The 12102-nt window shown below is 56.2% G+C and carries 10 protein-coding genes; 2 read left to right on the top strand and 8 right to left on the bottom strand.

Features of this window, described 5'->3' with window-relative positions; genetic code table 11:
* The gene (tagF, locus tag Q1B46_RS18520; RefSeq protein WP_299950350.1) at positions 1 to 474 is read left to right on the top strand and encodes a type VI secretion system-associated protein TagF; all 474 of its coding nucleotides are present in this window, start codon (positions 1 to 3) and stop codon (positions 472 to 474) included.
* Between the two features lie 7 nt (positions 475 to 481).
* Here tagF and tssI read toward each other — a convergent pair whose 3' ends face one another.
* The 4 genes from tssI to Q1B46_RS18500 form a co-directional block, all read right to left on the bottom strand.
* The gene (gene tssI, locus Q1B46_RS18515; RefSeq protein WP_299950348.1) at positions 482 to 2782 is read right to left on the bottom strand and encodes a type VI secretion system Vgr family protein; all 2301 of its coding nucleotides are present in this window, start codon (positions 2780 to 2782) and stop codon (positions 482 to 484) included.
* Positions 2783 to 2868: 86 nt separating this feature from the next.
* The gene (locus Q1B46_RS18510) at positions 2869 to 5319 is read right to left on the bottom strand and encodes an ImcF-related family protein (RefSeq protein ID WP_299950346.1); all 2451 of its coding nucleotides are present in this window, start codon (positions 5317 to 5319) and stop codon (positions 2869 to 2871) included.
* Positions 5320 to 5322: 3 nt separating this feature from the next.
* The gene (locus Q1B46_RS18505) at positions 5323 to 6213 is read right to left on the bottom strand and encodes a M15 family metallopeptidase (RefSeq protein WP_299950344.1); all 891 of its coding nucleotides are present in this window, start codon (positions 6211 to 6213) and stop codon (positions 5323 to 5325) included.
* On the bottom strand, positions 6213 to 6974 hold the full coding sequence (locus tag Q1B46_RS18500) for a protein phosphatase 2C domain-containing protein (RefSeq protein ID WP_299950342.1): 762 nt from the start codon (positions 6972 to 6974) through the stop codon (positions 6213 to 6215). The genes Q1B46_RS18505 and Q1B46_RS18500 overlap by 1 nt, the downstream gene beginning before the upstream one ends.
* Before the next feature lie 137 nt (positions 6975 to 7111).
* On the opposite strand from Q1B46_RS18500, the gene Q1B46_RS18495 reads away from it, so the two are divergent.
* Complete coding sequence (locus Q1B46_RS18495) at positions 7112 to 7843, top strand: OmpA family protein (protein ID WP_299950340.1); 732 nt, start codon at positions 7112 to 7114, stop codon at positions 7841 to 7843.
* Positions 7844 to 7854: 11 nt separating this feature from the next.
* Here the strand turns inward: Q1B46_RS18495 and Q1B46_RS18490 are convergent, their stop codons facing one another.
* The 4 genes from Q1B46_RS18490 to Q1B46_RS18475 are packed head-to-tail and all read right to left on the bottom strand — an operon-like array spanning position 7855 to position 11981.
* Positions 7855 to 8811, bottom strand: coding sequence for a UDP-glucuronic acid decarboxylase family protein (locus tag Q1B46_RS18490; protein ID WP_299950338.1), 957 nt, complete (start codon positions 8809 to 8811; stop codon positions 7855 to 7857).
* A gap of 4 nt (positions 8812 to 8815) precedes the next feature.
* Complete coding sequence (locus Q1B46_RS18485; protein WP_299950336.1) at positions 8816 to 9601, bottom strand: SUMF1/EgtB/PvdO family nonheme iron enzyme; 786 nt, start codon at positions 9599 to 9601, stop codon at positions 8816 to 8818.
* Positions 9598 to 10284, bottom strand: coding sequence for an SUMF1/EgtB/PvdO family nonheme iron enzyme (locus Q1B46_RS18480; protein ID WP_299950334.1), 687 nt, complete (start codon positions 10282 to 10284; stop codon positions 9598 to 9600). Before Q1B46_RS18480 ends, Q1B46_RS18485 begins: the two co-directional genes overlap by 4 nt.
* Before the next feature lie 8 nt (positions 10285 to 10292).
* Positions 10293 to 11981, bottom strand: a complete 1689-nt coding sequence (locus Q1B46_RS18475) for a caspase family protein (protein WP_299950332.1) — start codon at positions 11979 to 11981, stop codon at positions 10293 to 10295.
* Between the last annotated feature and the right edge of the window lie 121 nt (positions 11982 to 12102).

The raw sequence follows: 12102 nt of genomic DNA, 5'->3' as shown, positions 1-12102 counted from the left end.
ATGGCAACCGGCTTCTTTGGCAAACTGCCTGCATCCGGCGATTTCGTCGCGCGGGGATTAGGTCCGCGCATTCGGCCCCAGTTAGACCGTTGGCTTACTCTTCATCTTGCCCAACCAGCGCGCTACCCCGAGCTTTGGCCCGAAACCGGCCTGCATGCTCTGATCGAAGGGCCACAGCTAAAGCTGGCCTTGATAATCCTGCCCAGTCATGACGCTGCGGGGCGTCATTTTCCATTGGCGGCGTGCTGCCCTGTAATAGCTGCTGATCAAACCGGGATCGAAGACTGGGCCACGATACTGCGCCCAGCGCTGCATCAGGCCCAAACCGGAGCCCTTGATCCGGATGCGCTGTTTGCTACCTTGCGGCCAATCGCCCCCCCGGCTGAGACGGCAGACCCGCTTGCGCCTCCAGTGGTTTGGGCGAAAGACGCGCCTGCGGCCCCGGAAGTATACCTTGCCCACCTGTTTGGATGAGGCAGGGTCAGTTCTGACTGATCTTGCTGGCCTTTAGGGTCATATTGCCACTGGCCTTGGCGACAATTTTGCCGCTGGCCTTCAGTGACAGGTCTTTGCCCTCCAACACGATGGTCCCGTCCTTTTTCATCTGTAGCTTTGCGTCGCCACACACCAAAGTGATGCTGTCGACGGCCTTGATCGACAGGTCCTTGCCAACCTCGACCTCCATCACTTCACCGATCACGTGTTTCGAGTTTTTGGCAACATTAACAGAGCGGTTGCCGGCGATTTTATAAGCCCCATCCGCACCGATCTCGACATCTTGCGTGGCACCGATTTCAACCTTTTGGTTACCACCGATTTTCCAGCCGTCATCTGCACCGATTTCGTGATCCTGTTGCGCCCCAACAGTCATCTGACGACTGATGCCGATTGTGTTGGTCTGCGCTGCCCCAACCGAGCGGACTTCGGCTGCACCCACCGTATCGGTACGCGCCGCGCCCACGGTGATCGTCTGCAATGCGGCCACCGTTTGGGTGTGGTTCAATCCTATGGTTTCAGTCGAACTGGAACCGATAGTGATCGATTCCGTATCTCCTACCGACAGCGTACGCGTGGCACCAACAGTTTCGCTGTCATGGCTGCCAATGCTGACATCGCGGTTCACCCCCACTGTCGTAGATTTGTTGTTACCTACGCTTTCGGTTCGGTCATTGCCAATGGATTGGGTGCCGTCATGACCCACATCTTCGACCCAGTCGTTCCCAATGGTGCGGGTTTCATTGTTCTTGACCAGTTCGTTATGATCCTTTTCGGCCTGAAAATAGACCTCTTCCGATCCTTTCTTGTCCTCGAAACGCAACTCGTTCCAACCACCGCCGCCAAGTGACGAGTTAGATTTCCAGCCCGATTGAGTCGCGTTATCAGGCAACCCGTAAGGGGGCATTTGTTCTGCGTTGTAGACGCGACCGGTAATAATCGGTTGATCAGGATCCCCTTCGAGGAAATCAACGATAACCTCCTGCCCGATGCGTGGGATCTGTATGAACCCCCAACCCGCTCCTGCCCAGACTGACGACACCCGCACCCAGCAGGAAGAATTTTCGTCCTTCGCCCCTTCCCGGTCCCAGTGGAACTGCACTTTGACGCGAGAGTATTCATCCGTGTGGATTTCTTCTCCGGCAGGGCCCACCACAACAGCGGTTTGCGGACCGCGCATGACAGATTTTGGCGTTACCTGCAGCGGGCGATACTGAACATCGCCGGGCATCAGAAGGTAACGTGCCTCAAAACCGGACGCTTCATCATCACCCACAAGTGATGAATAGGCCTTACCTTGCAGGTCATAGTCAACACGCAGGATACAGTATTCTGCATTCTCCGCATCTCGAGGATACAGCACCAAACTAAACCGCGCCCCTGACCAGGGCATACGCGCGGTAGACACCGCCACGATCCGTTGAGCGGGAGACAGCCCCTCTTGCAGCCGAACGGTGGCCAGATCCTTGCCGCGACCATGATCCACATAGGTTCCGGGATAGCTGTAGCGTTCCTTATCGTCCTCATCATGGCCAACGGGAAGTTCGTCCAAAGCCATCAGATCGGCAGAAGGCTTGGTGAAATCATAATCGGTGTGAACATATGAGCCCGGAACAACGGCATCCGTTCGGTCCCAATCGGTAATCACTTGCGGATCCTCGGCAAAATCCAGCTTGTCACCTTCGAATTCAATCTCGGACATCCCCTCGGTGGTCGTCAGGGTGGCAATGTCATCAACTAATATCAGCTTGTGTTCGCCTTCGTCGAACTCGTGAAAGTAATAGATGCCTTCGTGTTCCATCAGACGTTGAATGAAATCCAGATCGCTTTCGCCGTATTGAACGCAATAATCGCGCGGGTCATAGCTTTCTTTCAGGCGCAGCTCGAACAGCAGATTGTCCTGTTCACCCAGAATTTCTTCGATGATCTCGACGACGCTTTTGGCCTGAAAAATTCGATTGTCGGTGGTTTTAGAAAGGAACCAGAGCGCGGGTCTGAGCGTGAGTTCATATAATCCCCACCCCTCTTTCAGACCCGCAAACCGGAACTGATCAACCAACCCGTGGAAATAGCGCGTGTAGTCTTCGACACCCGCCCTGACTGTTACCGGAGTTCCCAAGAGTTTTTCCGAACTGACATTGAAATCCGCTGATTGCAGCGTCAGTTCGAATTTGAAACAGGTACTGATCGCATCGAAACCAGTCATCCGGGCAAAGCGCAATCCCTCCGGGTCGTCGGGTGTATCGACCGGCACGGTCATAGCCTGGAAATGCCTTTTGTCAAACATCACTACACTCACTTCCTGAAAATCTCTTTCAAAACTGCGCCCTAATGTAGCACAGCCCATGCTCTGCGCAGAGTCCCACGGCGCAATTACAGGCGCGGCGGGCAGGAAAAGCCCGCCATCAGCCGGCGCGCGGCGACCGGGTTGGCCGCATCCGGGAACACCATTTCAACAAAGGCGCGTCCTTCGTTGCTGCGTATGTCGACCAAAACTCGGGCACCTTCATCACGAAACCGCAACCGAAACTGGTCCAATAGTCGAAGCAAACCCCAGTATCCGACAGCTGTCAGATCGGCGCTTCCGACACCTTCACGGAAACTGATACTTGCCCCCATCAGCGGTGCTGGTCCGGGCCAAGTCAAGGTTGCCGGTTCTCCGGTCGCGCGCACGGGTACGCCTTGCCCGCCCAGCGCAACAACCGTTGTGCCGCGTTCTGCCAGCGTGGCCATTTCGATCTGAAGCCTTAATTGTCCCTGCGCATCGAACAACGCTTCGGACAAAAGGACTGCACGTTCGAAAAAGGCAGCCGAGTCCGGGTCAAGCCCGGCAAACCGCGCCTCTGGTTTCCAGCGCCAGGGCCGTGCGGACTGATCGACAAATTGCGCAAGATACGCATTGTAGAATTGCATCAGGCTGCCACTGGGAGCGAGTAGTGCAGTGACGTCGGACGGTGTTGCATCTGAACCGTCTGCAAAAGGGAATTGACCATCCAAAGCCGCCCGGCAGGTCGGATAGATCGCTTGCTGCCAGCGCAGGATCAGCGGATCGGCGCCAGATTGCGAAGCGGCGGCATTGGCCTGCGCCAGAACGTCCTCTGCGATCTGGATGATAATCCGTGGGGCGGTCTGCAACACGTTGATCGTACGCACACGCTCTTGGACACTGACCAATTTTTCGGTGCCCTTTTCAGTGTCACGTTGCCGCGTGCTGAGCGCCACATTCAAGGTGGAAAACAACTGGTTGAGCTCGGCCATGCCCCCTTCATCCATCCACTGGATCACTGGCCCAAATATCCGGCCTAGTTCGACCTGTTGGTCAAAGCTTCGGCTTCGGTCCTGACCACCCATCTGCGCCCAGCTTGTCCGTAACACTTGCGACAAGGGGTTCGTGCGTTGCGCCAGTGTTCCCGAGACCTGAATGGCGCGATCCGGATCGTCGAACGGTTCAACGCGCAGATCGGCCAACCAATCGGTCCAGATGGCAATCGTTTCCTTATGCAGCCGGACCTGAACATCGTCCGGCGTCTGATTGACCGGTTGTGGGGCCCGGTCCAGAACCGCAGGTGTCAGCCTTCGGGCCTCCTGCACGGCAACGCCGATGCCATAATCGCGCGCATAGGCCCAACCTTCCTGCGTGAACAGGCCTGGAACGGTTGTGTCCATCGCAGCACCTGACCTGCGAACCAGAATATCCGACAGGCCCGGCAAACTGACCTCTGGGTTCCATGGCGGCAACGACCTTGTCTGCGGTGCACGCAGAAGTTCCAGCCAAACCCTGTCAGCTTCGGAGGTTTCGCTGGCAAAGACGCGAGCCTGATCGAACACCTGTGTATCACTCGGGCGAATTGTGCCGTCTGGCTGTGGAAACGCCGCTACATGGCGTGAAAATCCGGGCAGTTCTAGACCATTCTGATTATCCTCCAACCACCCTTCGAGATATGCGGAGGACCAGTCCAAATCCCCGCTGAGTACTGCAAATGCTCGCAGGGCGTCATAGAGTTTGAGGCTGTCGCCTTCGGTTGCAAGAACCTCCTCTAGCACTGCGGCCAGGGTAGCGGGACCGGTTGTAGCGACCGCTTCGCGGTAGATTGCTTCAGCATTGGTTTCACTATCCAATCCGGGCAGGCGCACCACCCTACGGAATGGAGCGTACTGCGCCGCACGCGCTACCCGGTCATGTGCTCGGGACAATTGGGTGAGCGACTGCGCAAGTTCAGCTCTCGGTACATCGGGAGTTATCGTGAGTCCCTGTATGTCCTGCTGAAAACTCTCAGATATCCTGGTGTGAAAACGGTATTCCAGCCAACACGCGTAACCCGTCAGTGCCAGAAGAAACACCGTTACACTAAGCGCCGCGAACAGCCCCCAACTTGATTGGGACCGAGTCAAATTGCGCCCACCAGTCTGAATCTGCTTCGCCACATCTTCCAGAAACTCCGCCAGACCTGCATATTCTGGCCCGGCTTCTCGGGCGGTTGCCGCGAATTCGCGTATTCTGCTCAGGGGTATGTCGCGGCCGTCGAACAGACGGTTCTGCGCAAGCACACCCCACGAGGCCAATTTCAACCGGCTTTGCGCTCGCGCACGCGCATCAACCAGCGCCGCGAGCGTCAGGCGCGCAGGCGCTATCGCCGGTTGAGGAACATTGCTGCGCTCCAGAGTGCTAGTGAATGCGGTCAACGCACTTTCGACCCGCGCCAGCAGGGTTGTCTCGCCCGCGCGCACCTCTTCGTCCATATGGTCAATCAGGTCGAACACCGGGGCTGCGGCCTTTTCAAATACCCGCTTGGCTGCTTCGGTCTGAGCGTCTCTGCGCCCCATCGGTTACAACTGACCCTCTGCTCGCCAACGCTGCAGTGTCTCTTCACCGACTTCAAAGTGCATTGAATCCTCGCGTCGGTAGGTTGCTCCCCAGTACCAGCCTTCAGCATTGAAAAGCTCGGCCAGCAACAGCAGGCCAAACTGCGTGCCCCCATCGCCAAACCCGTCAAGCTTGCCCTGCAACTTGATGTCGATCGCAGTTCCAAAGGAGTGGTTTGAGATTGAGCTGCTTGAACCACGGATCAATCGCACACACAGACCACCCGCTGTTCCCAGAGCCGCATAAATGTCGGGCTCAGTAGCCTGCAGCGTGTTGAATATTCGTTCCAGCGAGTCCAACGCGGGCCGCAACAGGGTAACCCGGATCGGCCCGACCTGCCGCGTTTCAACCAGCGCTTTCAGCGACGGGTTTGTGATCCCCTGACACGTCGTACCATAGCTACCACGTGGTTGGCCCAACAGTTGCAACATGGTTGAATTGCGAGGTTGCGTGATACCTTTGTTGAATCGGGTCTTGGCCAGTTTCATGACCTCGGTCATTTCTTCGGTCGCAATGTGATCCTCGATCTCCGGGATTGCCTGCGTCAAATCAAAATCAAACCCTTGCCCCGTCGCACCCGTTGAACCACCAGACGACGCAGCCGGCACTTGCGCTGCCAGCAAGGCGCCGGCTTCTTCCTGCCGCTCAATGGCTTTCTCGGCTGTGTCCAGTGCCTGCTGCAGGTCTTTGACCTCAGCCGTTAGCTCTTCAAGCCTGCCCTCAGCGCGATCAAGACGCAATTCAGTGCCCCCATCAGCAGTCTGCAATACCGCGCCAACCACCGCAAATATGACGGCCGCTGCGATCAGGCCGATGGCAATGATGATCGGACCAATCAGCGTGCCCTGCCGCATCAGCGCGCCTCCTGCACGAAGACGGAAATCACCGAAACATTGTCCGGTGCCCCACGCTCCAGGCAACTCCTTATCAGATCGACGCACAGTGCCTCGGGGTTGTTTGCCGCCGACACGAGGTCAGCAATGTCGTGATCCCCCAAACACGCAGTCAGTCCATCACTGCACAGCACCACAATATCACCAGGGACCACCGGCACAGACAACGCATCAAGCTCGACCTCGGGTTCGTAGCCAACGGCCCGAGTGACGATATGGGCATCTGGGTGTCGGGCGCTGTCCTCGCCGCGCAACAGCCCCTGATCGACCATCCCCTGAACTACGGTGTGATCGCGCGTCAGCAATCTAAGGCAACGTTGTCGCATCAGATAGGCGCGGCAGTCGCCGGCCCAGACGATGTTGGCCAAGCCATTCTGAAACATGAGCGCCACCACAGTAGCCCCGAAGGGCGGCACGCCATTAGATTTCGCATTCGCCTGAATCTCGGCATTCGCCGCTTCAAGACCGCTACGCAGCGCAGGTGTCGCCATCATCGTGTCTGTCACTTCGGAAAGTGTGCGCGTGATGATGTCAGAGGCCACATCCCCGTGCCCATATCCGCCCATGCCATCGGCCACCGCCCACAACACGCCGCTGGGATCGGTCAGAACAGCATCTTCATTGTCAGAACGGACGCATCCGGCGTGGGTCAGCCCAGCTCCGGTGACGTGCAATGCCGCGCGCGGCGGCGGTTGTGGAATTTTGGTCGTCGGAACCGTCATGCTGAGCGTTTTTCCAAGTCCAGCAGCCCGAAAACAAAGGGCCAATGTAACAACAAGCAGAAAAGTCAGAATTGAATTTTCATCGATATTAGCCTAGTATCGAAACCGCACAAATTCTTTTTTCTTAGGTGATTCAGATGCGGTTTTTGACAGGATACATCGGCGGAGTTTGCCTAGTTGTTTTGACCCTACCGGTCTCAGCTCAGGAAATGACACCGGAAGAGATCAACAGGATCTTCAACCGTCAAATCGAGGTCCAGAACCAACCGCTGACGCGCTCGCTCGATGGCAGTTCAAAAGCTCGCGGTGTATCTTTGGTTACGGTCGAGGATATTCAGGCCGAAGCCGTGAGCCCGGAAAGCCTTGCGGCCATCGCACCGGTTCAAACCACAACTGCACCTGTGGTCGAAACGGCAACCACAACACCAGATACCAGCACGCCGGACGCCGATACCGCGGCAACATCTAACACCACTCAAGTCTCCGGCGTGGTCGACCCAAACAAACCTCTGGTCTATGCCAAGCTCGACACCGAATTGCAGATCAATCTGCAGATCAAGTTTGGCTATGATTCCGCTGCGCTGGATCAAAGCCAGAAGACCAAGTTGTCGACAATGTGCACTGCCATGCAGACCAGCCCGATCGAGCAATTTCGCATAATCGGCCATACCGACACATCCGGGTCGGATGAATACAATCAGCGACTGTCAGTTCTGCGCGCAAAAGAAGTCGCCCGCTATCTGGTACAGGATTGCGGCATCACACCCCAGCGTCTGGAAACTGTTGGCATGGGGGAACGATTTCCGGTCAACACCAATGACACGAAAGCCGAAGAAAACAGACGTGTAGAGTTTCAGGCACTAAGCTGACGGCCTGAATTTCAACTCTGGTTTTTCCGAAAGTACATTATTGTCCGCGACAAACCTTCATCAAGATCTATCCGTGGCGCCCAGTCCAACACTGCCCGCGCACGGGTAAGATCTGGGCAACGACGTTTGGGATCATCGGGCGCGCGGTCCTGAAATTCAATCTTTGAAGATGATCCGGTTAATCGCAACACATGCTCCGCAAGTTGCAGAATCGTGATCTCTTGTCGGTTGCCAAGATTGATCGGCCCCGTCACCCCTGTATCGGTTTCCATCAATGCCAGAATACCGGCGACAAGATCATCCACATAACAGAACGATCGGCTATAGCTTCCGTCGCCATGGATGATCAGGGGCTGACCGGTCAGCGCACGCGTTATGAAATTCGAAACCACCCGCCCGTCTGATGGATGCATGTTTGGGCCATAAGTGTTAAAAATTCGGGCTACCTTTATGTCCAACCCATGTTGCCGATTATAGTCGAAAAACAAAGTCTCTGCACAGCGCTTCCCCTCGTCATAACAAGATCGCGGCCCGATTGGATTGACATTGCCCCAATACTCTTCGCACTGTTCTGCCGTCTCGGGGTCCCCATAAACCTCGGAGGTCGAGGCCTGAAATATCCGCGCATTCAATCGTTTTGCCAACCCCAACATATTGATCGCCCCATGCACCGACGTCTTGACCGTCTGAACCGGATCGTGCTGGTAATGTACCGGCGAAGCTGGGCATGCCAGATTGTAGATGTCATCCACTTCGACATACAGCGGCAAGGTAACATCATGGCGCATGAATTCGAAATTCGGATTCGAATGTAGATGCGCAATGTTACGCTTAGATCCGGTAAACAGGTTGTCGACACACAACACATCGTGACCCTGCGCCAGCAATCGATCCACCAGATGTGAACCAATAAATCCCGCACCGCCGGTAACGAGTATTTTCTTGCTGCTATCTCTGGTGTGCGGCATCTGGCTATTGCACGTCCCGCAGGACGCGAAAGCCTACGGCCGAGTTGCGCAGAATGATCCGATCAGCCCATTGCCCGTCATTGCGAAAGTGGTTTTGCGCTGGAACAACCCAAGAAGCACCGCGAAACAGCGCGTTCGAGCAATCGCCCTTGAGGCAGGTATTGGTCCATTGCCAGACATTTCCCACCGCATCATAAAGCCCCAATGGATTGGGTGGGTAGGCTTTGACTGGTGAGGTATACGCATACCCATCATCACACGTCAGAATTTTGCGCCCATCTTCAGGAAAAGCCGCTTTGAAATTGGCGTCGGCGGCATTGGCGTGGGAACAGACTTCGGAAAAATCATCTCCCCACCAATAGGCCGTGTCCGCCCCTGCCGCCGTGGTCGCCATAGATTCCTCAAAGGTCGGGAGGCGGTAATACTGCCCTGTCTTTTCACTTAGCCAGTCGGCATACGCCGTGGCTTCAAGCCAGTTCATACAAACCGCAGGATGATCCGGGCCTTGTTCAAAACCCGGATCTGACCAGCCTTTGCCGGGCGTGTTCTTCCATCGCTTTGCGATACGGATGAAACAGCTTTCGGTGCCCGGTATCTCAGATTCAGCCGCGAAATCGGCGAATTGCGCGCGAGTGACTAGCGTTGCGCCGATGGCGGTGCCATCGTCGAGCAGGATCATCTCGGGGCAGCCATCGCAATCGGCGAACACATCGCCCGCGACCTGTGCCCAGGCAGCGCCCCCCGTCAGGCAGAACAGTAAAACAGGCCATAGCCTTCTTACGTAAATCATTCGAAATCCCTCACCACCCGGATGCCATATGTATTGAAAGGTACGCTTACACCGTTGAACACACGCTTGCTCATCCGCAGATCCGACGGCGGGCTTGACCACCCTCCGCTCAACAAAATGCGCTCTTCGCAGGTGGCAGAGTTGCAATCGCTGGTCCAAATCCAGACATTGCCCACCGCATCCAACAGGTTGAACGGATTGGCCTCGTGCAAATCCACCGGCGTCGTTCCCACCGCGTCCATAGCACGACCACATCCCAGACAGGTTGCGCGATCTCGACCGATCTGCTGACCCCACCAGTAGTTTGTTGTTTCGGAGGCCATTACCGCATAAGTTAGCTCTTCGGCGGTCGGCAAACGATAGGGTTTGCCTGTTTTCGAACGAAGCCAATCGGCGTAAATCTGAGCGCCCTGATAGGTGATGCAAGTTGCCGGATGGCGCGGTCCTTGCTCAAAGCCCGGAAAATTCCATTTGCAGCCCCAGCCGTCGTTTTTATAGCCAGTTTCCTGAACATAAGCCCGAAACTCTTCGACCATCACGGGGGCGCGGCTCATATACAGGCCGTCGGGCAGGATCACCATTTCGGGGCAGATGCCACAGTCTTTTTCCACCCTCAACTCGGGCGTCGGCAACAGCAATTGTGCAGCGGCAGGTACGGGCAACAACCCGACAAGCAGGATCAACAGCGCCCTCAATTCCCAAGGCTCCGCAATACAGGCTCGGCCCCTTCGACCCCCAGAGTCACCGCAACCGTCAACAATGACCGGGCCTTAGACAGATCACGTTCGCCCCCCAGCCCGTCGCGATACAGGATCCCCAGATTGGCCATCGCCAGCCCATTGCCCTGATCCGCGGCTCGGTCCAGCCATTGGCGCGCCATCTCCTCATTCTTGCGCAACCCCTGCCCCGAGGTCAGCATGATCCCCGTCGCTGTCAGTGCATGGCTGTCACCCAACGCTGCCGCTGACAGCAAAAGATCAACGATTTGCTGTGGTGTCAGCCGGCCCGATTGCGTGGCACCAATCGTCGCCTGATAATTGCGCACCGCCCGACGCGTGGGTGCATCCAGTACACCGGAAATATCAGTCACTTGATGCCCCAGCGCATTCAATCCGTATTGGATGAACTGCACAGGTATCTGCGTTACCTTGCGCTTAATCTCGCGTTCAAGCTGCACATCGCTGACTTCTTCGGGTGATGCGCCATCGGTCAATGCACCTACGATCTCTTCGGCGCGCAGGGTCGCTTCCAGACGTTGCTCGGCAAGATCATAGAACTCCCCGTTTGGATAAAGTGAAAGAAACATCCGGAAATCGGGAGCTGAGCGCGACGATTCAATCGAGCGCCAGTGAATTTCCGCCAGCGTCATACGGTTACGTTCCAGATCGTCTTGAAGGTCTTGCAATTCCTCGCGCGCAATATCTGCCAGAATCCCTTCGGGGAAGGTTTCAAGAAAATTGTTCCACTGGTCCTCTGTGTTGGTGGCGCGCGCAAGTACAAAGGCCGACTGCGCAGCGCTTGCGCGCTCCTCGGCCTGTTCAAGCGCTCCAATCTTCAGGCTAGCCACCGAAGCAAAATTGCCATCAGGGAAAGCCTGCAAAAAGGCGGCATAGTCTTCGCGCTGATTTGAGTTCGCAATCGCCTGCCAGGCCTCAACCTCGCTGCGGGCATTGCTGTCCAGGCGTTGCAATGCACTGTTTTCGTCGAAGAAGAACCGCCCTATCAGTGAGTTGTTCTCCCACGGCAATTGCCTTTGCTGCGTGGCGGCGAATACATCACGCCGCACATCGGCCATCATCAGGCGAATGTCGATATTTGGTGTTGCGATATGATCCAGCAAAGCGTTGGTAAACGGGCTGTTCCGCCCTTCTCCGTCATAAGCGACATTGCCTGGTGCTGTGGCAAAGGCGATATAGGATCCGCCATCTGCCCTGACCCGAGCCAGACCCCGGCCAAACCCATCGACCTGCCCACCGATCGGTATGTCGCTGGTCAGCGGATTGTCACGGCACGCATCCAGCAGAACGATTGATGTTTCTGTGAACTGGTTCATCAGACCCACGATCCGGTTCACGGTGATTGTCTCATCCGACAGATTGCGGTCCCGATCAATCCGCGCATCCACCGGTATCAGGTGGTTTTCGTCATTCACCTGCACACCATGCCCCGCATAGAAGAATAACGAGGTTTCAGCACCTTCGATTGCGGTGGCAAAATTCAGCAATGATGCCCGAAAGGCGCGCAAACTCAGGTCGGTGGCAAGAATGACCTCAAATCCTAGTTGCTCAAGCCTAGCGGCAATATCTGTGGCGTCATTGACGGGATTACGCAACTCTCCCAAACGACCTTGATAGGCCGAATTTCCGACCACAAAAGCCACGCGTTTTCCATTCCCCGGCCCGGCAGACTGAGCCAACCCCGTGGCCGCCAGCACCAAAAAAAACAGCGCTGTCGTTATGAAAATACTAAGCCGCACCATCTGAAACCGAAGAGCTGAGCAA

It is taken from the genome of uncultured Ruegeria sp., assembly GCF_947500045.1.
Lineage (GTDB): Bacteria > Pseudomonadota > Alphaproteobacteria > Rhodobacterales > Rhodobacteraceae > Ruegeria.
The sequence above is the reverse complement of the archived record's forward strand: the minus strand, read 5'-3'. Positions and strand labels throughout refer to the sequence as shown.